Below are 24,973 nucleotides of genomic sequence, written 5' to 3'. Positions count from 1 at the left end.
CCCAAGGCGACGACGCCACTCCTTCGTTTCAAAAAGTCACTTTCACCGATGGCGCACTGCGCTTGGCCTCACCGTGATAAACGGCTTCGATGTTGTTTCCGTCCGGATCCAGAACGAAGGCCCCGTAGTAGCCCGGATGATATTCGCGGAATCCGGGTGCGCCATTGTCCTTGCCGCCATTGGCGAGCGCCGCCTTGTGGAAGGCATCGACCATGGCCTTGTCCTGCGCCTGGAATGCCAAGTGATGGCGTCCCGTCAATATTCCCTGCGCAGCTTTGCTATCGGCAGTCGATACGAACAATTCGTCCGCCCAGAAATAGTCGTCGCCGGTGCCTGCCATCGGAATCTTCAGGACATCGAACACGGCTTCGTAGAATTTCTGGCTGGCGGTAAGATCCCGTACGACCAATTGGATGTGGTCAATCAGACGGCCCCGATGCAGTTCCTGGGTTTCCATACTTGATCTCCGCTGCAATAAAAAGGAAGCACGCTTTTTATCATCGGATGCTTGCGGATATCTTCACGCTGTTTTGACCGTCCGCAGTCGCTGATGGAGGAGTCGCTAGGCCGCGGTTTCAGCCGATACCGTCGGCTTCCAGACGGTGCGTTGCACCAATGCATCCGTGGCCTGGCGCCGCTCTTGCGCATCCAGCGCAACCAGCCACTGCGTCTGTCCGCCGGCATTGGCCGCGATCGCGATTCCGTCCCGATAGAGCACGCTGGATCCAGGCAGCCGGGGAATCTTCGCTCCAGCCAGCACGGTGCCGAGCAGATTGGCCGGATCGGCGGCGGAAACGCGCACCAGTTGCCCGTCGGGTGGCCGGCGCCTCACTTGCCGCAACAGTCCCAGCGCTTCAGGCAGAGCGAACTGCTCTCCTGACAACCCTGCGATGAAGCGGCCGCCGCGTATCTCGCCGCGCGCTTCCAGCCGATGATAGATACGAGCCAGTTCGCGCCAAGGGGGAAGCCAAGCCGCTTCGCGTTCGAGCATTCGCCAGCACACCACACCGTATCGGCGCAGCAGAGTGCGGGCCACGTGTTCGACCGCTTCCGGCGATTTCTTCGCACCCGGATCGGTATTCGGTTGGCGTACCAGCGCCCAGCGCCCGGCATCCTGGATACCGAATAGCGAATGGCGCCGTCGTCTGGAGGAAGTAGGAGCACGCTTCGAAGCAGGCACCAGCAATGCACGCAAGCCGGCGTAGCTGTCGCAGTGAACGCGGCCGCGTGCCACCAATTCGGCCAGTGCGTCTTCCAGTTCCGTCTGCAACAGGTGCGCGCCTTCGGCGAGTTCGTCGAAAAAAGAGGCTCCGCTGGCGGCCAGCCATTCGACGACCTTGCTGGCGCGCGAACTCATGCCCGCATCGTCCCCAGGCGTCGGCGCTAGCTGACGCCAAAGCGATGCGGTGCGGCGCGGCAACAAGAGTAGCGGCGTGGAGCGCAGCGAAGCGCTTGCGCTTCCGCCTTCGGAAGCGTTCGGTCGCAGCCGCGCCCACAAGGTACGTCCGGAGGTGCAAAGATCATCGAGCCAGGCGATGGAATAATCCTGGACCCTGGCCGACAGCAGTTCGGCTTCCCAACTGGCTGCCGGGGCCTCATACCCTTCCAGTTGGCCGAGCACCACCGACAGCGCTTCCGGTCCATTGACGCGAGTAGCGGCGCTCAGGTGTTGCCAGTCGAACAGGAATCGCGCGAAATCGCGCGGCTCCACCGGTTCTATTTCCTGGCGCAGGCGTTTGAGGGTGTATCTATGGATGCGGGCGAGCAAGTGCCGTTCGCACCATTCGATCTCCTCGGAACCTGGGGTGAAGTTTCCCTGCAGTACATAGCCTTCGTTCTGAAGGCCGAGCAATGCGATTTCGACCTCCGCAAGCGGCACCTGCAGCTGAGCGGCGAGCTCATGCGCGCGCATCGGACCCAGACCGGAGAGACGGGAACGCAGCAGTTCGCGCATCGCCTCTTCACCAGTCCAAAGCGTTTCGGCGTATTCGCGCGGCACCTCCAGCGGCGGATGCGCGACGGCCTCAGGGTAGACGGCGGCCGCCTGTGGGAACCGTTCCGTCGCTACCCAGCAACCGATGCCGCGCAACTCGAGCCGAGTGGCACGGCCATCGGCCGCCAGCGCCTGCAACCACTGCTGCCAATCGGGTGCCGCGCAAGCTTCGGCTTCCGTGATCACTCCAAGACCGCCCAGGGCTTCGTGCATTTCGTCCGCATTGCGTGCCTCGGGCCAAGCCTCGTGCCTGACCGCTGCTATGGCATCGGCATCGAGCTGGCCGATGTCCGCGGCGCTTTCCGGATCGGCGTAACGGCGGCTCTGCACCGCCTGCGTTCTGCGTTCTTCCAGCGGCGCGTCGTCCAGGTAGGCATAAGGGCGCGCATTCAGCGCTTCGGCCGCCAGCGGCGAAGGCGCCGGCAGATCTCTGGCCAGCACCTCGACCTCTCCGGATTCGATGCGGCGCAGCAGGTTCAACCAGCCATCGGCATCCATCGCGTCGTACAGGCAATCCCACAGGGTTTGCGCCACCAGCGGATGCTCCGGAATTTCCCGCTCGCCAGCCAGGTTCTCCGCGCATGCCACCTGGTCGGGGAAAACCGTCGCCAGCAGGTCTTCCGATTTCATGCGTTGCAGTTGCGGCGGGACTTTCTTGCCGCCTTGGAAACGCGGCAGCGCCAAGGCCGTAGTCGCATTCCATCGCCAGCGCACTCCGAACAACGGCGCGTCCAGCAACGCCTGCACCAAGACCTCGAGCGCCGAGGCCGACTTCAGGTACTGCTCCACATCCTGCAGCGGAAAGCTATGGCTGGTGGATAGCGACAGCACGATCGCGTCTTCGGTCGCTGCGGCTTGCAGTTCGAAATTGAACTTGCGGCAGAAGCGCTTGCGCAGCGCCAGCCCCCAGGCTCGATTGAGGCGACTGCCATAAGGCGAATGGATCACCAGTTGGGTGCCGCCGGATTCGTCGAAAAACCGCTCCATCACGATGCGTGTCTGCGTAGGCAACGCACCGAGCGCGGCCTGCGCGCGTGCCAGATAATCCACGATCTGCTCCGCCGCGTCCCTCTGCAGCCCCACTTGCCGCAACAGCCAATCGCACGCGGCGTCCGGACCGGACGCCACGATCACATCTGCGACCGCCGCGCGCAAACGCGAAACGCCGAAGGACAATTCGTCGGTACGGCCGGGCGCTTCGCCCAGCCAGAACGGAATATTGGGCGGCGCGCCCTGCGCGTCCTCCACGCGCACGCGGCCCGGTTCGATCCGCAGGATCCGGTAGCTGGCGTTTCCGAGCTGGAAAATGTCGCCGCTCAAACTCTCCACCGCGAAGTCTTCATTTACGGTGCCGATATTGAGCGCCTGCGGTTCCAACAGCACCGCGTAATCGCCGGTCTCGGGGATAGTGCCGCCCGACATCAAGGCGGTCATCCGCGCGCCCTTGCGCTCGCGCAGGCGGCGATGGACGGCATCGCGATGCACGTAACCCGCCCGCGGGCCGCGCCGGGTAGTGAAACCTTCGGACAGCATCCGCACCACCGCGTCGTAGTCTTCGCGCTTCAAGCGCGCATACGGCCACGCGCGTCGCAACAATGCGAAAAGCTCGTCCTCGTCCCATTCTGCGCATGCGACTTCGGCGACGATCTGCTGCGCCAGCACATCGAGCGGCGCCGGCTGCACGTGCAGCGCGTCGAGTTCTCTCCTGGCGACGCAGTCCAGCAATGCCGCGCATTCGAGCAGTTCGTCGCGGGATTGGGGGAACAACCGCGCCTTGGGTATTCCTCCGACCGCATGCCCTGAGCGTCCGGCACGTTGCAGGAACGTGGCGATGGAGCGCGGCGAACCCAATTGGCAGACTAGGTCGACATCGCCGATATCCAGACCCAGCTCCAGCGATGCGGTGGCCACCAGCACCTTCAGATCTCCGCGCTTGAGTCGTTGCTCGGCGTCCAGCCGCGCTTCCTTGGCCAGACTTCCATGATGGGCCGCGACGGACTGCTTGCCCAATAACTCGCCCAGGTGGCGGGCCGCACGTTCGGCCATGCGTCGCGTATTGACGAAAACCAGGGTGGTGCGATGCGCGCGCACCAATTCGGCTACACGCAGGTAGACCTGTTCCCATTGATCGTTGGACATGACCGCCGCCAGTGGCGTAGGCGGAATTTCCAGCGCCAGATCGCGCTGCTTGGCGTAGCCGATGTCGACCACTGCGCAATCGATGGTGCCGTTGGACGCGGGGCCGCAGCCGACCAGGAAACGCGCCACCTCATCGATCGGCTTTTGCGTCGCCGAGAGCCCGATGCGTATCAGCGGCGCGGCGCAGAGCGCCTGCAGGCGCTCCAGGGACAGCGAAAGATGGCTGCCGCGCTTGCTTGCGGCCACAGCGTGGATTTCATCCACGATCACTGTGCGCGTGGTAGATAGCATGGCGCGGCCCGAGGCCGACCCCAGCAGCACGTAAAGCGATTCCGGCGTGGTGACCAGAATATGCGGCGGTTTTTTCAGACTCTGCTGGCGTTCCTTTTGCGGCGTATCGCCGGTGCGCACCGCCGTGCGGATATCCACGTCCGCCAGGCCCAAGGCCGCGAGTTCCTGCCGGATTCCCGCCAGCGGCGCGTCCAGATTCAGCTTGATATCGTTCGAAAGCGCCTTCAGAGGCGAGATGTAGAGGACGACCGTTTCGTCTGCCAGACCCTCCGGCTGCAATCCTGTGCGCACCAGTTCGTCCAGCGCTGCCAGGAAAGCCGTGAGCGTCTTGCCCGAGCCCGTAGGCGCAGCCACCAAAGTGTTCCGGCCTGCCCTAATTTGCGGCCACGCTTCGGCCTGCGCCTGCGTGGGCGCACCGAAGGTCCGGTGGAACCAGTTGGCAACGGCAGGATGGAAGGTGTCGAGAGGCATCGGGAAGTCGGAAGATTATGAGTTGCGGAGCTAGGGGCCGCTCGCCAGGAATCTACATGGGGCCGGATGCCGGGCATCCAACTATACGGCCCGTGAACAAGGGCCGCTCTAGAATAGGAAACCTTAATACGAGAAGCCTTCCACGGAGGTGTTGCCATGCTGCGTTCGCACGTGGTGGAGAAGCCCACCGAATCGCGTCCTGCGACCGAGGTAATCCGCCTGGCGCCCGACGGCGCCATCCCCAACAACACCAACCCGGCGCTGGTCTATCGCGGCGTTTTTTCGCAACGCGACGACGCCGGCGCGCAATGGTTGGAAAAGCGATTCGCGGACAACGGCTGGACTGACGCCTGGCGATGGAGCGTTTATCCGTTCCACCATTTCCATAGCAATACGCATGAAGTGCTCGGCGCATTCTCGGGAAAAGCCCTTCTTCAGCTCGGTGGCGAACATGGCCCGGAAGTGAATCTGCGCGCCGGCGATGTATTGGTCATACCGGCGGGCGTCGCCCACCGTAAATTGCGCGAAGCCGATGGTTTTCAGGTGGTAGGAGCCTATCCGGAAGGCCGCGAGCCCGATATGCGCACGGGTCTGGAAAGCGAGCGTGAAACCACCGAAAAAGCCGTGGCCAAGGTGCCTGTACCGGCAGCGGATCCCATATTCGGAGCCGATGGCCTGCGCGTCTTCTGGCGCTAGCCGCGTGGCTTCGGCGTCGCGCCGTTTCGCTTCCCGTGCTTCTGCCCTACTGCGGGCGTGATTCTGGTCTTCGGGATCGGTGCGAGTCGGACCCAAGCAGGCGCATGGTCGCTGGCTTTGGGCAGGTCCCTCACCCAGCGGTCCACGCCCGCATCGCTGAGCCGCGGCGCAAGCACTTGGTTCAACAGCAGATGATCGATGCGCAGACCCGCATTGCGCTGCCAATGCTGGCGGAAATAATCCCAGAACGTGTAGATGCGTTCTTCCGGATGGCACTCGCGCAGCGTATCGGTCCATCCCTGTCGTAACAGTTTCGCGTAGCGCGCACGACTTTCGGGTTGCAGCAGCGCATCCTTCAACCAGGAGCGCGGATCGTAGATATCGAAGTCGGTAGGGACGACATTGAAATCACCTGCAAGCACGACCGGAAAGCCGCTCTTGTACAACTTCGCGGCATGCTTGATCAGGCGGTCGAACCAACGGAGCTTGTAGTCGAATTTCGGCCCTGGCTGCGGATTTCCGTTGGGGAGGTAAAGGCAGGCCACTACGATGCCGTGGGTGACCACTTCTAGGTAGCGGCTGTGGTCGTCGCCGGGATCGCCTGGAAGGACATCTCGGCTCATTACCGGATCCACGTCCCTGGCAAGCACGGCCACGCCGTTCCACGAGCGTTGCCCTTTCCAGAGCGCGCCATAACCGGCATCGTGAATCTCGGCGATGGGAAATCCCTCGTCGATGGCTTTCAGTTCCTGCAGGCAAGCGACATCTGGCTTTTCTTTGTCCAGCCAGGCCAGCAGGTGGGGCAGCCGCGAACGTATGCCGTTGACATTGAAGGTTGCGATCTTCAGGCGTTTGGCAGCCAACGGCGTCTACCTATGCTGTGTCGTGCGGCCATTCTGGCGCGTCAGGAAAGGCAGTTCAGTGGAGCGATAGCGGCTGTTTATCCGATCGCTTATCCGACGAACTACCGCGCAGGTGCCGGTACTTGACGAGAACGCTCACGGCAGCGGCATCCCGCCTTAACCATGCCGCAATCCAGCACTGGCCTTTCCACAGGCTGGGCACGATGCAGGAATTGGCGGCCGAACAACAATAATCAGAATCGATGATCGCTATCCATCCATTTCCCATCCGCCTCACCACGGCAATGTCGAGTTCGTTATGCACTAAAAAGACATTGCCGTCACTGCAGCTAAGCGCATCGGATGCGCTCCATTCGAAACCGTCAGGAAGTCGGGTGTTTCGACGCATGTTGCGTTACCGCTTTGAGAAAATTCATTTCATTGAGTCTCACCAGAATGTTTATTCGCGACACCGTGACGCCATGAACTTTATCTCCAGGCAGCTTCGTTTCGCTGCTCGAAATGCTCATAGACCGTGATCAATCCGCCGAGTACTTCGGCAGAAGTCTCGAATAACGCCTGGGCCTTGGGGTCATTTACTTTGGTAACGTCCTCCCGAATATGCTGCATGGAACCATGCAACATCTCCTTGATCTTGCGTGTGTGCTGCCGCGGATCGTCTGCGCCATATTCCGCGCGGCTGTTCATGTCGTCTCCTCCTCTTAATGCTCTTATCGCTACGGATACTGGCTTGGCGCCAGTTGCACTCAAGTGAAGCTGGCGTTACTGGGCCATCACCTCAATTCAACGAATCAGCATTTGACGCATGCCGGCATGGAAAACGAAATTGCCTGCCATCCCACCAACGAGCATATGAGTCACGTTAATTCTTTACGTTTTACAAGCCGAGAACAGGCGCGAAAACACGTAATGCCGCATGTTTTTTCACGCGAGTTTTCCCAAACGAGGAATATGGTCTGACCTCCCAGAGAAGGTGCCCCAGGAGGTGCCCAAATGAATCGTAAATCCACATTGACCCTATCGCTTCTCGCCTTGTCTCTTTCGGCTTCTGCCGCATTCGCTCAGGGAGCGACACCGAAGTCGGAACAGGATCGGCCCGCGACGGAAGCCGGCGAAGCGATAACCGATAGTTGGATCACTACAAAAGTGAAAGCGGACCTATTGGCTACGGATGGCGTCGCCGGTACCGATATCGACGTGGATACGAAGGACGGCGTAGTGACGCTTAACGGTAGCGTCAAATCGAAAGCAGAGGCGGATAAGGCCGTGAGCGTAGCGCGTGGCATCAAGGGTGTAACAAAAGTCGAGTCCAAGTTGACTGTCAGTCCCACCAGCAAGTAGGCGACTTGCTAATTAATTTTTATCCTGTCTATCGCAGATATAAAAATGATCACTCGCCTACCTTACTCATCATGCGATATTGACTACGCGGTAACGCATCTTTCGCTAAGCTACGCACGCCGGATGAGCAATGGCTAATGCCCGAAGTGGAAATCCGGTAGGAGGCTCAGTTGCCGGGCGTTTCCTCCCCGGCACTGAGCCTTCTTAAAATTTCCCCTGCCTTAAATTTCCCTGAATTTTTACAGAACTAGAAATACGGGCCGAGATCCTTGAGGATCCCGGCCTGTAGTAGTAAGCGAGGCAGTTTAATGAGGCTGTGAAACGTGCCGGAAAACCTCGACTTTCATTGAACGGGTATCCGTTCTGCGCTCCAGATCGGCCAACGCGACTATGCCGCACAAACGCCCTTGCGCATCGACGATCGGTATGCGGCGGACCTTTTCTCTGGCCATCAGCTCTGCGCAATCCTTCAAATCCGCGTCCTGGTCGATGGTTATGGCCGGACTCGTCATGCAATCTTCTGCGCGCACTTGCTTGGGATCCTGTCCATGCGCCACGAGACGAATCACGATGTCTCGATCGGTAACGACGCCGATCGGCTTGTCGCCATGGACGATCGGGATTTCACCGACGTCGTTGTCCAGCATCTTGCGAGCCACTTCACTCAGGTAGGTGGATCTGGCGGCGACGACGGGATTCTGCGTCATTACGGTTTTGACTTTCACTGATCTATCCTTCGGCTGGGGTTTCTGATCCTCTCGCAGCCGCAATCAAGTGACTGTCAAGCTGAAGTTAAATGATGGTGATTTCATTCTGGCTCGCTTCGTCAGCTTCCGCACAGCATAAGTGGTGCATTGATCGATTCGCCGTCGTCACGAACCCATCATTCCGGAAATGCGCAATGCCGGATGAATGCTGTTCTTCATATCCATCCAAGGTGAAAACCCTGTGTGCTTGAGGCGTCCTACGCTTTGCGCGCCATTTACATGATTGCTGCGATGGTTGGCGCCCTGCTAGGTTTCCTGGAGTCAGTCTCATGAGGACGCTACCTGTCATCGGCACCCTATTGGTGCTCGCGATCGCCAGTGGTTGTGATCGCCGCGACCTTCCCGAGAACCAGCCCACTCCCGAACCCAGCGCTGCAACACCCACCACTCCTGCTCCCGATGCTTCGGCGCCGCCAGCCACCCCGGAACCAGCGGCCGCCGAAAGCACGAAGGACGATTCGCTCGCGCTCGGACTGCTGGCCGCACTCAACGAGCATGAAGTTACCGCCGCGCAGCAGGCACAGAGCAAGAACGTATCTGCACCGGTGCTGGCGTACGCGAAAATGATGGAAAAGGAGCATGGCGATAATCTGGCCAAGACCAAAACCCTGGGAAGCCTAGCTTCCACACCCGAAGTGCAGGCGATGAAGGACAAGGGCAAGAGCGATCTGGACATGCTCGGCCAGAAGAATGGCAAGGAGTACGAAACCGCATACGTGGATGCCATGGTCAGCGGGCATACCGAGGCGCTGGCGCTGATAGACGGGCGCCTGTTGAGCCTCGCCTCAACTGGACCGGTCAAGGACCACCTGATGGAAACGCGCGACCATGTCGTGATGCACCTTGAGGAAGCGAGAAAACTGCAGGCCAAGGAATAGCCCGTGAATTCACGAGCCCACGTCTTTGGGCGTGGGCCGTAGAGTTCATGTCGATCTCAGAGTGTGGAACCTCCGGCGGTTTCGATTGCGGCCAGATCCTTCTGGCGCCACCAGAGCGGCAAACAACATCAATGAAGCCACCGCCGGATTTCTCTGTGCTTTTCTCAGTTATTTGCGGCTAATTATCTTGTGTGCGGACAAATCAGCTCCGCGAGTTTTCTACTGAATTTGCGGGATTTCGCGTGAGCGAATAACAGATCGCTAACTTCCCGTACACCGCAGTGCACAAATCGATTACATGCGTTTCTTTAACATGGGCATCATGGATAACGATGATGGCTCTCGAACTCCCCCCTCGATAAGCCGCAATTGGGCCCTGTTTCTAGATGTTGACGGAACCCTCGTGCCGCATATCGAGCGGGCGGACGGCGTAAAGTTCGACGACGCGTTGCGGCGTCTCCTGGCAAGCCTTTCTGCGCACCTGGATGGTGCGGTGGCTCTGGTAAGCGGCCGCAGTATCGCTTCGCTTGATGCGTTGCTGCATCCGCTTGAATTCGCATGGCTAGCAGGCCTGCATGGGGTTCAGCGCCGGACCGCGGCCGGAAGCTATCGAACCCCGGAATGGGACGACGACGCGCTCTTGAGCTATGCGCAACAGGCCAACGATTTGGTTGCTCGTTTCCCGGGCGCCAGCATCGAGCATAACGGCCCTTGTCTTTATCTGCACTGGCGCGCGGCACCCGACGCTGCGTCGGCACTGACCTCTCTTGCTGAAGAAGTCGAGAAGGCCCTGCCTTCACACCGCCTGCACCGCGGGCAGCACGGGATCGAGATCAGGCCGGCCGGCATCGACAAAGGCGAGGCGATTCGCCATTTCATGATCGACCCACCGTTCGCAGGAAGACGTCCGGTGTTCGTGGGCGACGATCCCGCGGACGAGCCTGGTTTTGCCGCGGTCAATGCGATGCGTGGGATCAGCGTGCTTGTAGGTGCGCCGCGGGAAACGTCCGCCCGCTTCTGGTTGCCGGACGTCGACGCCGTGCTGGCATGGCTGGCAGAGCATGAAGCCCGGTTTGCGGAACAGATTGCCTAGGAGAAATGGTGTGGGAAGATTGTTCGTAGTATCCAACCGCGTAGCCCAACCGGGCGGCATGCAGATCGGAGGCCTGGCCACCGCGCTGCAGACTGTCCTGCGCGAACAGCGTGGGGTATGGGTCGGTTGGAGCGGGAAGTACGGCGAAGGGCCGCCCCATATTCACATAGGCGAAGGCATCCGCTATTGCACGCTGGACATTCCGAAACCCGATTTCAACGCCTACTACCATCACTTCGCCAACCGCACCTTGTGGCCACTATTCCACTATCGGGTCGATCTGGTGGACTACCGGCGCGAGGCCTATGAGGGCTATCGTGACGTCAACAAGCGCTTTGCCCATGTACTTGCGCAGGAACTGCGGCCGGACGACGTAGTTTGGGTTCATGACTACCACCTGATCCCGCTGGCGCATGAAATGCGCAAGCTGGGCGTCGCTCAGCGCATTGGCTTCTTTTTGCATATCCCGATGCCATCGTGGGACGTGCTGTCCATGCTTCCTGGCCATGAGGAACTATTGGGTCTCCTCGCGGATTACGATCTGGTCGGCCTGCAGACCGTTGGAGACATGGAGAACCTTCGCGGCTACCTGGAAGCTATCGGCAAGAATCACACTCCTTGCGAGTTAGCCACATTCCCGATTGGCATCGATGCCCAAGCTGTGGCGCAGGCCGCCGCCGCTCCGGCAGCGATATCGGCAGCAGACGAACTGAAGGCCAGCCTTTCCGGCAAGCGGCTGGCCATAGGAGTCGATCGTCTCGACTACTCCAAGGGACTGCCGGAACGTTTCCGCGCGTTCGCACGTCATTTGGAACACAGGAAGGCGCGCCGTGAGCCGTTGACCTACTTGCAGATCGCGCCTACGACGCGCGAAGCGGTGCCCGAGTATCAGACATTGAGGAAAGAACTGGAGGGCCTGGCTGGCCACATCAATGGCCTCCATGCCCGTCCGGACTGGACGCCGATTCGATACGTCAATCACAGCTACCCGCATAGCGTCCTTACCGGCTTCTATCGCGCAGCCGACCTGGCACTGGTGACGCCGCTCCGCGACGGCATGAACCTGGTGGCCAAGGAATACGTCGCGTCCCAGGATCCATCCGATCCCGGTGTGCTCGTGCTGTCCCGGATGGCGGGCGCCGCCGACGCGATGCCCGCGGCGTTGCTGGTCAATCCGCACGACGTGGACGATGTAGCGGACGCCATCGATACCGCCGTTTCGATGCCTGCTTCCGAACGGCGACAACGCTGGGAATCGATGATGGACAACCTGCGGCGGAACAACATCAATCGCTGGGCGTCTGATTTCCTCGAACGCCTTCGTCGGCCCGCTCTTCGCAGCGCAAACGTCACCGCCGAAGCACAGCCGACGGCAGGGGAAGACGATGCGCCACCTCGCAAATTGGCTTTAGCCAGCGTTGGCGACGCGCAGCTAGCGACGAAAAACGCCATCAACATCTGAGGGCATCACAAGGAGAACCCATGAGGATCGCGCAGGTCGCGCCTTTGCTTGAATCGGTACCGCCGCGTCTGTACGGCGGTACGGAACGCGTTGTGTCGTACTTGACCGAGGCGCTGGTGGAACGTGGACACCAGGTGACGCTGTTCGCTTCGGGGGATTCGACCACCTCCGCCAATCTGACCAGTTTCAGGGAAAAGGCGCTACGCCTGGATCCGGCACCGCAAAAATCGATACTTGCGGCGCATTTGTCGATGCTGCAAAGCATTCGTCAACGCGCCGACGATTTCGACGTGCTGCACTTCCATATCGACTTGCTTCCCTTTCCCATATTCGAAACGGTGGCGCACAAAACCGTCACCACCCTGCATGGCCGCCAAGATAAACAGGACCTGGCACAGGTCTACCGACGCTGGTCCGGTTACCCCTTGGTTTCCATTTCCGACAACCAGCGCAAACCCATGCCATGGGCCAACTGGTCCGAAACGATTCACCACGGGTTACCGCCTGGTTTGTGCACTCCTCCGTCACGACCTAGCTGCGACTACCTTGCCTTCCTGGGACGCCTCTCAGCCGAGAAGCGACCCGATCGTGCCATAGAGATCGCGCGAAGAATCGGCATGCCGCTGAAGATCGCGGCGAAAGTGGGCGACGGAGACCAGCGGTATTTTCACCAGACCATTGCGCCGATGCTCGAAGGCGCAGATGTGGAATTCATCGGCGAGATAGACGACTCTCAGAAGAGCGAATTCCTCGGCAACGCCGCGGCCTTGCTGTTCCCGATCGACTGGCCCGAACCGTTCGGGCTGGTCATGATCGAAGCGATGGCTTGCGGTACGCCGGTGGTGGCCTGGCGCGAAGGGGCTGTACCGGAAGTCATAGATGACGGAGTTAGCGGCCGTGTAGTAAGCGGCATAGAGGAAGCCGTGGCTGCGGTGGCTGAGGTGCGCGCTTACGACCGTCGCCACATACGCGCCTGCTTCGAGCGGCGTTTCGATGCATCGCACATGGTGGCCCACTACGAATCGCTGTACCTGCGCCTGACGGAGGAACAACCGATCTTGAAGAAGGCCTGACGCCATGGAATCCACCAACGACGCCGCGCTGCAGACGCGCTACGTGTTGAAGGACGGCGACAGCTTCCTGGTCGCCAACAGCCTGGGCAACGTCGTGTCCCTCAGCGAGGGCTTCTTCATACAGGACACACGCATCCTGTCGACCTACCAGTTGCTGCTAGGCGACCAGGAACCGGCGTTGCTCAGCGCAGCGGTCACCCAGGACAATGTGCTGTTCGTCGCTCATATGACCAATCGCGCGTTGTCGGCGATCGATGAAATGGGCGCGCCTGAAGGCCTGATTCATCTGACCCGCAGCCGGTTCTTGTGCAAGGAACGCATATTCGAACGTATCACCTGCGTCAATTACGGAGCCCGGCCCGCGCGCCTGCCTTTGCGATTCAAGTTGGCTGCGGATTTCGTGGACATGTTCGAAGTACGCGGCAGCAAGCGTTCCGCGCGCGGACGTCTATTCGAATCCGAGACCGGCGACTGGGGATATGGTTTCCGCTACGAGGGCCTCGATCGCGTCGTGCGCACCTCGTCGGTGCTTTTTTCGCGTACGCCGCGGTTTCTGGAACCTGGCTTGCTGGAACTGATGGTGGCGCTGGATCCGGGCGGCAGCGACGAGTTGTACATCGAAATAGGCGCGACGCCGGAAGACACGCCGACGCGCGAGCGGTATCGCAACGAAGCTTCGACCGCACGACGGCGAATGCGACGGCGGCAGCGGCGCGGCGCGCGTGTAGCCAGCGGCGGTCCGCTATTCGACCAGTGGATGCGCCGTTCCCGCTCCGATCTGGCCCTGCTCACCAGCGAGTTGGAAACAGGTCCTTATCCCTATGCCGGAATTCCCTGGTTCTCCACCCCGTTCGGACGCGATGCGGTAGTCACTGCGCTACAAACCCTCTGGCTGGACCCCGCGCTCGCCAAAGGGGTGCTCAGCTTCCTGGCTCAGCACCAGGCGAAGGAAGACTCGCCTTTTCTGGACGCGGCGCCCGGCAAAATCCTGCACGAGACGCGAAAGGGCGAGATGTCCGCACTGAAGGAGCTTCCTTTCGGCCTCTACTACGGTGGCGTCGATACCACGCCGCTTTTTATCGCGCTGGCCGGGGCTTATATGCGGCGCACCGGCGATGTGGAAACCATCGAGTCACTCTGGCCCGCATTGCGGGCGGCTACCGATTGGATAGAGCGCGTTTGCGACTCGGACCGGAATGGCTTCCTCGTCTATGCACGCGGCACCGATCTGGGTTTAGCGAACCAGGGTTGGAAAGACAGCGGCGATTCCGTCTTTCATGCCGATGGCCGTCTTGCTGAGGGCCCGATCGCGTTGGTGGAGGTGCAAGGCTACGTCTATGCCGCTTTGCGAACCATGGCCGAGCTGGGCGAACGTTGGGACCCCGATGCCGCCGAGCGATGGAGCCAGCGTGCAGACGAACTGCGCATCGCCGTGGAAAACCTGTTCTGGATGGAGGATGCCGGTTATTACGGTATGGCCTTGGACGGCGCGGGCGAGCTATGCGCCGTGCGCACCAGCAATGCGGGCCATCTGCTTTTCGTCGGATTGCCGTCTCCAGAACGGGCCGCAAGCGTTGCCGAACAGCTGATGTCGCCTGCTTTTTTTTCGGGTTGGGGTGTACGCACGGTGGCGCGTGGCGAATCGCGCTTCAACCCCATCTCCTACCACAACGGATCGGTGTGGCCGCACGATTCCGCCTTATGCGCCTTCGGTATGGCGCGTCAGGGCGTGCGCGGCGCCGCCAACCGGCTGTTGCGCGGGGCATTCGAGGCCGCGGTCCATTTCGACATGCGGGTCCCGGAGCTGTTCTGCGGCTTCGCGCGGACGCAGGGCGCACCGCCCGTGGCCTATCCCATCGCGTGCCTGCCGCAGGCCTGGGCAGCGGGATCCGGGCTAATGCTTCTGCAAGCGTGTTTGGGCGTGGAGATCGATGGCGGCTCGCAAACAATCCATGTGCATCGTCCCGAACTTCCGCAAGGTATCCAGGATGTCGCCATTTCCGGTCTTACGGTGGGTGAGCACCGTGTGGACCTGGTGTTCCGAAAAGTGGGCAGTCGCGTGGCTGCTTTTCTTGATGCGGACGACAGCGGTCAAGTCTCGCTGCAGATTCGCAATTGATCATGCCGACGCGAAAGCGGTGAAACAGCTGTCAATATTCCCGCGTTGCGTTTTCACGGATTGTTTCTCGGATGCCATGGATAGTCCACTAGGACAAGGCGCTCGAAGGAACGTTTTCAGCGAGTGATCCGGCGCCCTCCTTACTCATGCGCGCGATTGGTGGCACAACACGAGGGAAATCATGAGCCGGCCCGACCTGCAAACGATGTGCGACTCGCTCGAACTCAGGCTGCCCGAGATGCTGGCCCAACACGGCCTGGACTCGGACTTCTGGCGTCTATTTACCGATAGTGCGGGGGAGATAGAGAAGCAGGCCGTTGACCAGGAAGACGATATCTATGTCGCATCCCGGATCGATGGAATGCTCGCTGCCAATGGCTTGCATCGCCCTCCCAGATAGGCATGGCAACGATAGTTCGTGGCGGCTCAACTCGGCGCGGGCCTAGGTTCGCGTGTTGCTTGCCGCCTCGGCCTTGATACGGATGTTCTGCAGGTGATGGTCCCAGCCCGACTGACAGTCGCTATAACAGTCCAATGCAGGAGTTAGCCCTTGATGGTGCAGAACCAAAGCGCAAGATCCGTCGATGTCCTCTTCCAGGTGGAAGAGAATGGCGGTGTTTATCCATTCCCCGCCATAACCGCTGTCTTCGATTACCGACTTTGAAGGCCTTTTCGGTACACCCTAATTTGTACGATGAGCATGGGTAAGGGGTAAGAGGGATCTGGCGAAAGAACCACGGATCGATTGCCGTTCGGATTTTTAACGCTAAACGGCAGATGACACACCAGTTCACGCGAAACTCGAATCAACACCGCGTTTACATAATTTGGTTAATCTTTCATTCATATTAATTCGATCTTATAACTTCCTATATCTATTTGTTTTTCATAGTGTTTGTTTATTTTAAACTTCAAACGCTAAACTTTTACGCCTTAACCTTTAGCTATTGACCAGCTCATTGCGGCCTCCCAGACTGATCCCATCAACCGGAGCACAGTCCCATGGCCAAAATCGCAAGAAGTCCGCGCGCCCCTCTGATCAGCCTTGAGGACGCCGTGAAGAAGGCAAAGCTGATCTACGACAAAGAGGGGAAACACTCGATTCCGAACGAGCTCGTAGCGAAACACCTTGGCTACAGCGGTGCCAACAATGGCGCGGCTCTCCGAACGATGGGGGCAATCAAATCGTTCACGCTACTCGTGGGTAACAACAAGGGCGACCTAGCCGCCTCGCCTGACATCGAGACGTTTTTGTTCACACCCGATGACAACACCAAGCGCCAACTGATGAGGAAGTGGTTGCGCGAGCCAAAAATCTACGCGCAGCTTCTGGATGAGTACAAGGAGCACCTTCCGTCCGACGCCGCGCTGCGATACCGCCTGATCCAACTCGGCTTTACCCCCCAAACCGCCGACGATACCGCCAAAACATTCAAAAGCTCGGTCACGTTCGCGCGGTACTACGAATCCACCCATAGAGAGGAAGCACCTGAGCTGCAAGACGAAGTTCAGCCAGATTCAATCCTGCCGGCCGACGAGCCACATCGCCGTCCCCAAATCCCGCCCGCGAGCACGAATTTTCCGGTCTCCTCGGGGACACTGGATCGCATACCGATCAGGCTCGGCGGGGGGCGTCGCGCGTATTTGGAGATCCCAAATCCGCTGTTCCTGGCGGACAAGAAACTCATCAAGCGCCAGATCGATCTGATCTACGCAGATGACGAGGAGGACGACGGACTGTCCTGAGCAAGAAAGCCGGCACCAGCTGTCACTGATGCCGGCCTAGAAATCTCCCGAGACACAAGATCCGTCGGTAGGGAGGCCAAGCAGGTGAGCGCTGGCGGCGCAACTTTGGGTCGCTAGTCTGCTGGTGTCAAGTGGGTCTCCCAACCATGGGAGTACAGAAGAAATGGGCAATCCTCCATTTCCTGCACCACCGGGATTCGCGTGGGTGTTTTGCGCGTCCTTCCGGCACTACCGTACGGGAAAGCAGGTCTACCGGAAGAACGGTGGCTGTTTCGCTTTCCTGATACGCCGCAAGTAAGCGACAAGTAAGTGCGACATTTGCCGCTCGGAACTCCACCGGGCGGCATCTTAGGTGTCCTACCAAGATATCCTCCCAGCTTGGGGAGGCTGCTCAGAAACCGCTTATTTTTAAGGGTTTTCCTGAGGTGGTGCCGGAAATAGGAATCGAACCTACGACCTCATCATTACGAATGACGCGCTCTACCAACTGAGCTATTCCGGCGTGGACGCGAATTCTAGGCGCGGCAAGGGGTTAGGTCAATTCACTAGTTGCAGGCGGAGTTCCTTGGGCAGGGCGAAAACCATGCTTTCCGGCTCGCCGTCCAGCTCGGCCACGCCGCTGGCACCCAGCTCGCGCAAGCGCTCGATCACGCCCTGCACCAGCACGTCGGGGGCGGAAGCGCCCGCGGTCACCCCGATGCGAGACTTGCCCGCCACCCACGACGGCTCGATCTCAGCGGCTCCGTCGATCAGGTAGGCTTCCACCCCTTCGCGCTCGGCCAGCTCGCGCAAGCGGTTGGAATTGGAACTGTTGGGCGAACCCACCACCAACATCAGATCGCAACGCGCGGCCAATTCGCGCACGGCGTCCTGGCGGTTCTGGGTGGCGTAGCAGATGTCGTCGTGACGCGGACCTTGCATCTCCGGGAATCGGGCCTGCAGCGCCTCGATGATGCCGCGGGTGTCGTCCACCGACAGCGTGGTCTGGGTGGTATAGGCCAGGTTCTGCGGCTGCCCCACTTGTAGGGCGGCTACCCCTTCCAGGTCTTCCACTAGGTAGATCCGCCCTGCCCCGGACTCTGCGTTCCACTGGCCCATCGTGCCTTCCACTTCCGGATGGCCTGCATGGCCGATCAGCACTACGTCGCGGCCGGCGCGGCAATGGCGCGCGACTTCGAAATGGACTTTGGTCACCAGTGGACAGGTGGCGTCGAAGATCTTGAGCCCGCGTGAAGCGGCCTCCGCGCGCACCGCCTGCGATACGCCGTGCGCGCTGAAGATCACCGTGGCGTCATCGGGCACTTCATCGAGCTCTTCCACGAATACCGCGCCGCGATTGCGCAGATCTTCCACCACGAAGCGGTTGTGGACCACTTCATGGCGGACGTAGATCGGCGCGCCCAGAGTTTCGATGGCGCGCTTGACGATCTCGATGGCGCGGTCGACGCCGGCGCAGAAGCCCCTAGGATTAGCGAGGAGGATGTCCATGGCGTGATTATGAACCTTTGGCCTTGCGCTTGCCGTCGGCGGGCTTGCCGGAAAGCAGACCGAACAGAGCGATACCGATGGCGCCTGCGACGATGGCCGAATCAGCCAAGTTGAAGGCCGGCCAGTAGTGCTCGCGCCAATGCCACTGAATGAAATCGACGACGTGTCCGTGGATCAGGCGGTCGATGACATTGCCCAGCGCCCCGCCGATCACCAGCGCATAAGGCGCCGCCTGGCGCCAATCGCCGCGCGCCGTGCGCGACAGCCAGAACCCCAGCAGGCCGCTGATGGCGACCGCTAGGATCGTGAAGAACCAGATCTGCCAGCCGCCCGCATCGCTCAGGAAGCTGAACGCCGCCCCGGTGTTGTAGGTGCGGTACCAGTTCCAGAAGCCTTCGATCACCGGGATTGCGGTGTATTCGGGCAGCTTGGCCAGCACCCATGCCTTGCTCATCTGATCGAGCACGATGACCACGGCTGAGAGGATCAGCCAGGTCAGAGCGTTGGGTTTTGGAATAGTTTTCATGATGGGGCGAGCCTTGCTTTTGTTTCCTTCTCCCACCGGGAGAAGGTGCCCCGAAGGGGCGGATGAGGGCGTGGATTTTCGGTTCGCAGATAGTTTCCGAGGGTTGGAATTTCCACGCCCTCATCCGGCGCTTCGCGCCACCTTCTCCCGGTGGGAGAAGGGAAATGCATCAGAACCACTTCCTGTCTTCGCCCGGGCCTTCGATATTGGAGACGCAGCGGCCGCACAACTCCGGGTGCGCCGCGTTCACGCCCACGTCGGTGCGATGGTGCCAGCAGCGCACGCACTTGGACTTGCTGCTGGGTTGGGCCAGCACGAACACTTCATCCGCATTGACTGCCGAGACGGCGACATCGCCGCTGATGAACAGGAAGCGGAGTTCCTCCGCAAGCGGCTGCCACTTCGCGGCTGTTTCCGCGCTCGCCGACACCGTGATTTCCGCATCCAGCGCCGCACCGATCACCCCATTGGCGCGCATCGGTTCAAGCACCTTGGCCATCTGCTCGCGCAGCGCCAGCAGCTTGTCGAAATCTTCGGCCGACAACGGCGCATCGGCTGGTAACGGCGATAGGCCCTGGTACCAAGTGGCGAACAGCACGTTGGCGACGCGCTCGCCGGGCAGGAAGCTCCATATTTCGTCGGCGGTGAAGCTGAGGATCGGCGCGATCCAGCGCGTGAACGCCTCCAGGATATGGAACATCGCGGTCTGCGCAGAGCGTCTTCCGCGCGAATCCTCCCGCATGGTGTACAGGCGGTCCTTGGTGACGTCCAGATACAACGAACCCAGATCGACGCTGCAGAAATTGAGCAGGGTTTGCACGATCTCAGCGAAGTCGTAGCGTTCGTAGGCCGCGACGATCTTCTGCTGAACTTCGAAGGCGCGATGCACTACCCAGCGGTCCAGCGCCACCATATCGGCGGGCCGCACCAAGTCTCGCGCGGGATCGAATCCATCGAGATTGCTGAGCAGGAAACGCGCGGTGTTGCGCAGGCGGCGGTAAGCGTCGGCGTTGCGCTTGAGGATTTCCTGCGACAGCGACATCTCGTTGCTGTAATCGGCCGAGCCGATCCACAGGCGCAGGATGTCCGCACCGAGCGTCTTCATGATGTCCTGCGGCTCGATGCCGTTGCCCAGGGACTTGGACATCTTGCGGCCGTTCTCGTCCACGGTGAAGCCGTGGGTCAGACATTGCCGGTAGGGCGCATGCTTGTCGATGGCCACACCGGTGAGCAGCGAAGACTGGAACCAGCCGCGATGCTGGTCGGAACCTTCTAAGTACAGATCGGCGGGTTTGCCGAAACCGCGCTCCAGCAGCACGCCTTCATGAGTGATCCCGGAATCGAACCATACATCCAGGATGTCGGTCGTCTTCTCGTAATCTTTGGCTTCTTCGCCCAACAGCTCGACCGCGTCCAGCGCGTACCAAACGTCCACGCCGCCCTGCTCTACCTTGTCGGCCACCGCGCGCATCAGTTCCACCGTGCGCGGATGCGGCTCGCCGGTTTCGCGGTGCACGAACAAAGTGATCGGCACGCCCCAAGTGCGCTGACGGCTGATGCACCAATCGGGACGGCCTTCCACCATACCGGCGATGCGTGCCTCTCCCCAGGCGGGATACCACTTCACGTGCTTGATCGCAGCTAGCGCATCGCGGCGCAGATGCGCCTGTTCCATGGAGATGAACCATTGCGGTGTAGCCCGGAACACCACTGGCGTGCGATGGCGCCAGCAATGCGGATAGCTGTGCTCCAGTTTGTGGAAGGCGAGCAGCGCACCGCTTTCGCGCAGAGCGTCGACGATGGCGTCGTTGGCCTTCCAGATATGCATTCCCGCGAGCACAAGCTCGCCGGCCGGCGGTGTCGATGGCAGGTACACGCCGCGCCCATCCACTGGATTCATCTGCGCGGCGGTGTACTTTTCGATCAAGCCGTATTTCTGCCCGACCACGAAGTCTTCCTGACCATGGCCGGGAGCGGTGTGCACCGCACCGGTGCCGTCTTCGGCGGATACGTGATCGCCGAGAATGACCGGGATCTCACGCTCTTCGTAGAAAGGATGCTTCAGCACCACGCCTTCCAGCGCACTGCCCTTGGCATGCGCGTGCGCCACCAGATCGTCGACGCCGTAACGCTGCAGCGCGCGCGCAGCGAGCGCTTCGGCAACCACCAGCCAACGCCGCTGGCCGTTATGCGCCGGCCCTTCGACCAGCGCGTAGTCCAGGTCCGGACCCAGCGACACCGCCAGCGAAGCGGGAATCGTCCATGGCGTGGTGGTCCAGATCGGCACCGCCACTTCCACGCCTTCCGGCACGGTCACGTCGAACGCGGCGGCCAAGGCTTTCGCATCGCGCACGGTGTAGGCGATGTCCACCGCCGGCGAAACCTTATCCTGATATTCGATCTCCGCCTCGGCCAGCGCAGAGCCGCAGTCGAAGCACCAGTGCACCGGCTTGGCGCCGCGCAGCAGGTGGCCGTTGGCCACGATCTTGGCCAGCGCACGGATTTCGTCGGCCTCGAACCTGAAGTTGAGGGTGAGATAGGGATTTTCCCAATCGCCGATCACGCCCAAGCGCTTGAAATCGCGTCGCTGGATATCGATCTGCTCGTTGGCGAATTCGCGGCATTTCTCGCGGAACTGCGCGGCGTCGAGTTTCACGCCGACCTTGCCGTGCTTTTTCTCCACGGCGATCTCGATAGGAAGACCGTGGCAATCCCAGCCCGGCACGTATGGCGCATCGAAACCCGCCACGTACTTGGACTTGACGATGATGTCCTTGAGGATCTTGTTGACCGCATGACCCAAGTGGATGGCGCCGTTGGCGTAGGGCGGGCCGTCGTGCAGCACGAACAGCGGGCGGCCCTTAGCGTTGGCGCGCAACTGCGCATATAGACCCTCGGCCTCCCAGCGCGCCAGCGTTTGCGGTTCGCGTTTGGGCAGGTCGCCGCGCATCGGGAATTCGGTGGCGGGCAGATGCAGCGTTGCTTTGTAATCCTGGGTCACGCGGTCGCTCGTAGTCGTTGTTCGGAAAGGAGGCGGCGCGCGGTTCCGGCGTCGCGTTGCATCTGCTCGGTCAACGAGGACAGATCGGGGAATTTCAATTCGTCGCGCAGCTTGGCGACGAATTCGACTTCTATATGGCGGCCGTACAGGTCGCCGTCGAAATCGAACAAATGCGCTTCCAGAAGAGGTTCGATGCCGTCGACGGTGGGACGCGTTCCGAAACTCGACACCGAGGCATGCGGACGTTCGCCCACTCCATGCACCCAGGTCGCGTAGATGCCGGAAAGCGCCGGCACTTTCGGGAAGCGCAGGTTGGCGGTGGGAAAACCCAACGTGCGGCCAAGTTGCTTGCCGCGCACCACGCGCCCGCCGATCGAATACGCGCGGCCCAGCAGGCGCGAGGCATCGGTGAAATCGCCGCTGCGCAGGGCTTCGCGGATGCGGGTGCTGGAAACGCGTTCGCCCTGCAGCAGCACGGGTTCGATCGCACCGGCGGAGAAGCCGAGCTCCCGGCCCATCCGTTCCAACAGTGGAAGGTCGCCGCCGCGCCGGTGGCCGAAGCGGAAATCCGGGCCGATCCAGACTTCGCGCACTCCCAGCCGCCCGATCAACAGCTTGCGTACGAATTCCTCGGCGTCCATGGCCGAGAGCTGCGCATCGAAGCGCAACAGGCCAACGCTGTCCGCGCCCAAGGCACGCAGACCTTGGTATTTGCCGCGCGCCAGAGTCAGGCGCGGCGGCGGCAGGTCGCGGGAAAAGAACTCGCGTGGCAGCGGCTCGAAGCTCAGCGCCACCGCCGGCAGCGCCAAATCCCGGGCACGCGCAACGGCGTGGCGCACCAGCGCCCGATGGCCCAGGTGCAGACCGTCGAAGGCGCCGATGCAGACCACGCTACCGTGCGGGAACAACGCCCCACCATCGACGTCACGAAACAGCCTGCTCATCACCATGAAGTATAGCCGGGAGCCCGCAACTCAATGCCGCCCATATCAGTGCTCGCGCAGGTCATGGGGACGGAAACCCAGCGCCACCAAGCCGATCAGATACACCGCACCGCCGCCGCAAACCAGCGCAGCCAGCCAACCGATGCGGTGCCATTTGTCCATGACGGTGAAATCCGGAACCCAATGCAGGCCCGCCAGCAGCACACCCGCCATCGCCGCGCAGGCAAGGATCAGGCGGATCAGATACTTTCCCCAGCCCGGCTGTCGCTGATAAACGCCGTCTCGTCGCAGCCAATACCAGAGCATCGCCAGGTTGAGATAGCTGGCCAATGCACTGGCAAGACCCAGCGCCAGATGCAGTCCGGGTACCGTCGCCAGCGCAACGAAGACACCCTGTTCCTGCACGTGTTGCGGAACCCACAGCTTGTAGAGGATCGCCAGGAAGAGCACGTTCAGAACCATGTTGGCGATCAGCGAAATCACGCCGGCGCGCACCGGCGTGCGCGTGTCCTGGCGGGCATAGAACGCGGGGAGCACCACTTTCACCAGCGCGAAGGCCGGCAGTCCGAAACTCAGTCCGAACACGGAAAGCGCGGTCATTTTCGTATGAAAAGCGGTGAACTTGCCGTACTGAAACAGGGTCGCCACCAAGGGTTCCGCCAGCAGCATCAAGCCCAACATGGCGGGGACCGCGATGATCAGCGTGGTCCGCAGGCCCCAATCCAGCGCGTTGGAAAATCCTGCCTTGTCGGTCTTCACGTGATGCCGCGCCAGCGCCGGCAGGATCACGGTGCCGAGGGCAACGCCAAATATTCCCAATGGCAGCTCCAGAAACCGGTCCGCTTGGGAAAGCCAGCTTTGCGATCCGTCGATCAGGTAGGCGGCGATCAGCGTATCCAGCAGCAGGTTGATCTGCGCCACCGACGAGCCGAACAAGGTGGGCACCATCAATTTCATGACCTTGCGTACGTCGGCGTTCTTCCAGCCCCAACGCGGCAAGGTCAGCAGATCCAGCCCGCGCAGGGCCGGCAGCTGGAACAAGAGCTGCAACACACCTGCTGCCAGTACCGCCCACCCCATCGCCAGAATCGGCACCTGCATCCGCGGGGCCAGCCACAGCGCGCCGACGATCATGCAGAGATTGAGGATGACCGGGGTCAGGGCCGGCAATGCGAACCGATGGAAACTGTTTAGCGCCCCGCCCGACAGCGCGGTCAGCGAAACGAACAGCAGAAAGGGGAAGGTCAGTCGCAACAGGTCGACCGTCAGCCCGAATTTCTCGGGGTTGATCGCGGCCCGCGGATTGAACAGGGCGGCCACTTCGGGCGTAAAGATCAGGCCCAGCGCCGTCACCAGCAGCAGGATGCCGCCCAGAGTCCCGGAGACGCGGGAGATCAGCTCCTTCAGGTCGGCGTGGGGTCGGGTTTCCTTCACCTCCGTGAAAACCGGCACGAAGGCCGTGGAGAAAGAGCCCTCGGCGAATAGCCGGCGCATGAAATTGGGGATGCGAAAAGCCACCCAGAAAGCATCGGTGGTCGCGTTGGCCCCGAATGAATAGTTGATGGCCTGATCCCGGACCAGGCCCAGCACCCGGGAGATCATCGTCATGCTGCTGAAAGAGACCAGTCCCTTCAGCATCCGGGGAGGACTCATCCGGCCGCTCCTTCCAGAGCCTGCTTGACCCAAGTCCTTGAATCCCCCATAATTTCGCGTTCGTTTTTCCGCATTCCGCCCATTACCGCTCCACCCAACGATTTCCTAGGATACCCACCGTGGCAAATATCAAGTCCGCCAAGAAGCGCGCCAAGCAGGCCGTCGTGCGCAACATGCGCAACACCGGCCAGCGTTCGATGCTGCGCACCGCCGTCAAGAAAGTGCTCAAGGCGCTGGACGCCAACGACGCCGCAGGCGCCCAGGCTGCCTTCGCCGTGGCTCAGCCGATCCTGGACCGCTTCAGCTCGCGCGGCCTGATCCACAAGAACAAGGCCGCTCGCCATAAGAGCCGCCTGACCGCCCGCATCAAGGCCCTGCAAGCCGCCTGATGCCGTGCCCCTGCTCCGGGCCATCGGCCCGGCGGCAGCA

General features: G+C 61.0%; 20 protein-coding genes, 1 tRNA gene and 1 pseudogene. 10 read left to right on the top strand and 12 right to left on the bottom strand.

Annotated features, from left to right (window positions below; translation table 11 throughout):
- Nucleotides 1–28: 28 nt before the first annotated feature.
- Both AC1DTQ_RS00875 and AC1DTQ_RS00870 read right to left on the bottom strand, forming a co-directional pair.
- Nucleotides 29–457, bottom strand: coding sequence for a VOC family protein (locus AC1DTQ_RS00875; protein ID WP_477847248.1), 429 nt, complete (start codon nucleotides 455–457; stop codon nucleotides 29–31).
- A gap of 105 nt (nucleotides 458–562) precedes the next feature.
- Nucleotides 563–4,894 (bottom strand): DEAD/DEAH box helicase, encoded by a 4,332-nt coding sequence (locus AC1DTQ_RS00870; protein ID WP_477847247.1) that lies wholly within the window; start codon nucleotides 4,892–4,894, stop codon nucleotides 563–565.
- Between the two features lie 156 nt (nucleotides 4,895–5,050).
- On the opposite strand from AC1DTQ_RS00870, the gene AC1DTQ_RS00865 reads away from it, so the two are divergent.
- Entirely contained in the window at nucleotides 5,051–5,590 is a 540-nt protein-coding gene (locus AC1DTQ_RS00865; protein WP_477847245.1) for a cupin domain-containing protein, read from the top strand.
- Here the strand turns inward: AC1DTQ_RS00865 and xth are convergent.
- From xth to AC1DTQ_RS00850, 3 genes are all read right to left on the bottom strand, one after another.
- Nucleotides 5,587–6,453 (bottom strand): exodeoxyribonuclease III, encoded by an 867-nt coding sequence (gene xth / locus AC1DTQ_RS00860; RefSeq protein ID WP_477847243.1) that lies wholly within the window; start codon nucleotides 6,451–6,453, stop codon nucleotides 5,587–5,589. The two genes, AC1DTQ_RS00865 and xth, sit on opposite strands and share 4 nt — an antisense overlap.
- Before the next feature lie 55 nt (nucleotides 6,454–6,508).
- Nucleotides 6,509–6,841, bottom strand: coding sequence for a hypothetical protein (locus tag AC1DTQ_RS00855; protein ID WP_477847242.1), 333 nt, complete (start codon nucleotides 6,839–6,841; stop codon nucleotides 6,509–6,511).
- Between the two features lie 80 nt (nucleotides 6,842–6,921).
- Nucleotides 6,922–7,140 (bottom strand): hypothetical protein, encoded by a 219-nt coding sequence (locus tag AC1DTQ_RS00850; RefSeq protein WP_477847240.1) that lies wholly within the window; start codon nucleotides 7,138–7,140, stop codon nucleotides 6,922–6,924.
- Between the two features lie 306 nt (nucleotides 7,141–7,446).
- Between AC1DTQ_RS00850 and AC1DTQ_RS00845 the strand changes: the two genes are divergently transcribed.
- Nucleotides 7,447–7,794, top strand: coding sequence for a BON domain-containing protein (locus AC1DTQ_RS00845; RefSeq protein WP_477847238.1), 348 nt, complete (start codon nucleotides 7,447–7,449; stop codon nucleotides 7,792–7,794).
- A 305-nt stretch (nucleotides 7,795–8,099) separates the two neighbouring features.
- Here the strand turns inward: AC1DTQ_RS00845 and AC1DTQ_RS00840 are convergent, their stop codons facing one another.
- Nucleotides 8,100–8,519 (bottom strand): CBS domain-containing protein, encoded by a 420-nt coding sequence (locus AC1DTQ_RS00840; protein WP_477847236.1) that lies wholly within the window; start codon nucleotides 8,517–8,519, stop codon nucleotides 8,100–8,102.
- Between the two features lie 311 nt (nucleotides 8,520–8,830).
- Here AC1DTQ_RS00840 and AC1DTQ_RS00835 point away from each other — a divergent pair, with 311 nt between their 5' ends.
- The 7 genes and pseudogenes from AC1DTQ_RS00835 (at nucleotide 8,831) to AC1DTQ_RS00805 (ending at nucleotide 16,932) form a co-directional block, all read left to right on the top strand.
- Nucleotides 8,831–9,439, top strand: a complete 609-nt coding sequence (locus AC1DTQ_RS00835; protein ID WP_477847234.1) for a DUF4142 domain-containing protein — start codon at nucleotides 8,831–8,833, stop codon at nucleotides 9,437–9,439.
- Nucleotides 9,440–9,737: 298 nt separating this feature from the next.
- Nucleotides 9,738–10,532, top strand: coding sequence for a trehalose-phosphatase (otsB, locus tag AC1DTQ_RS00830; protein WP_477847232.1), 795 nt, complete (start codon nucleotides 9,738–9,740; stop codon nucleotides 10,530–10,532).
- A 10-nt stretch (nucleotides 10,533–10,542) separates the two neighbouring features.
- Nucleotides 10,543–11,862 (top strand): annotated as a pseudogene (locus AC1DTQ_RS00825) (alpha,alpha-trehalose-phosphate synthase (UDP-forming)); the annotation flags it as partial.
- Between the two features lie 152 nt (nucleotides 11,863–12,014).
- Nucleotides 12,015–13,067: a glycosyltransferase family 4 protein gene (locus tag AC1DTQ_RS00820; protein WP_477847230.1), complete on the top strand. Its 1,053-nt coding sequence runs from the start codon at nucleotides 12,015–12,017 to the stop codon at nucleotides 13,065–13,067.
- 4 nt (nucleotides 13,068–13,071) lie between these two features.
- The gene (locus tag AC1DTQ_RS00815) at nucleotides 13,072–15,186 is read left to right on the top strand and encodes an amylo-alpha-1,6-glucosidase (RefSeq protein ID WP_477847228.1); all 2,115 of its coding nucleotides are present in this window, start codon (nucleotides 13,072–13,074) and stop codon (nucleotides 15,184–15,186) included.
- A 181-nt stretch (nucleotides 15,187–15,367) separates the two neighbouring features.
- Complete coding sequence (locus AC1DTQ_RS00810; protein ID WP_477847226.1) at nucleotides 15,368–15,586, top strand: hypothetical protein; 219 nt, start codon at nucleotides 15,368–15,370, stop codon at nucleotides 15,584–15,586.
- 602 nt (nucleotides 15,587–16,188) lie between these two features.
- On the top strand, nucleotides 16,189–16,932 hold the full coding sequence (locus tag AC1DTQ_RS00805; RefSeq protein ID WP_477847224.1) for a hypothetical protein: 744 nt from the start codon (nucleotides 16,189–16,191) through the stop codon (nucleotides 16,930–16,932).
- Between the two features lie 426 nt (nucleotides 16,933–17,358).
- On the opposite strand, the gene AC1DTQ_RS00800 is transcribed toward AC1DTQ_RS00805, so the two are convergent.
- From AC1DTQ_RS00800 to murJ, 6 genes are all read right to left on the bottom strand, one after another.
- A tRNA-Thr gene (locus AC1DTQ_RS00800) sits at nucleotides 17,359–17,434 on the bottom strand.
- 35 nt (nucleotides 17,435–17,469) lie between these two features.
- The gene (ispH, locus tag AC1DTQ_RS00795; protein ID WP_477847222.1) at nucleotides 17,470–18,420 is read right to left on the bottom strand and encodes a 4-hydroxy-3-methylbut-2-enyl diphosphate reductase; all 951 of its coding nucleotides are present in this window, start codon (nucleotides 18,418–18,420) and stop codon (nucleotides 17,470–17,472) included.
- Nucleotides 18,421–18,427: 7 nt separating this feature from the next.
- On the bottom strand, nucleotides 18,428–18,946 hold the full coding sequence (gene lspA, locus AC1DTQ_RS00790) for a signal peptidase II (protein ID WP_477847220.1): 519 nt from the start codon (nucleotides 18,944–18,946) through the stop codon (nucleotides 18,428–18,430).
- 169 nt (nucleotides 18,947–19,115) lie between these two features.
- Complete coding sequence (gene ileS / locus AC1DTQ_RS00785) at nucleotides 19,116–21,947, bottom strand: isoleucine--tRNA ligase (RefSeq protein ID WP_477847218.1); 2,832 nt, start codon at nucleotides 21,945–21,947, stop codon at nucleotides 19,116–19,118.
- Nucleotides 21,944–22,891, bottom strand: a complete 948-nt coding sequence (locus tag AC1DTQ_RS00780; protein WP_477847216.1) for a bifunctional riboflavin kinase/FAD synthetase — start codon at nucleotides 22,889–22,891, stop codon at nucleotides 21,944–21,946. The genes ileS and AC1DTQ_RS00780 overlap by 4 nt, the downstream gene beginning before the upstream one ends.
- A 45-nt stretch (nucleotides 22,892–22,936) precedes the next feature.
- Nucleotides 22,937–24,529 carry a murein biosynthesis integral membrane protein MurJ gene (gene murJ, locus AC1DTQ_RS00775; protein WP_477848337.1) on the bottom strand — a complete coding sequence of 531 codons (1,593 nt, stop codon included), beginning with the start codon at nucleotides 24,527–24,529 and terminating at the stop codon, nucleotides 22,937–22,939.
- Between the two features lie 134 nt (nucleotides 24,530–24,663).
- On the opposite strand from murJ, the gene rpsT reads away from it, so the two are divergent.
- On the top strand, nucleotides 24,664–24,933 hold the full coding sequence (rpsT, locus tag AC1DTQ_RS00770) for a 30S ribosomal protein S20 (RefSeq protein WP_093281058.1): 270 nt from the start codon (nucleotides 24,664–24,666) through the stop codon (nucleotides 24,931–24,933).
- The last annotated feature ends 40 nt before the right edge of the window (nucleotides 24,934–24,973 follow it).

The organism is Pseudoxanthomonas sp. P4_B2, from assembly GCF_056402315.1.
This window is presented reverse-complemented; position numbering and strand designations above follow the sequence as displayed.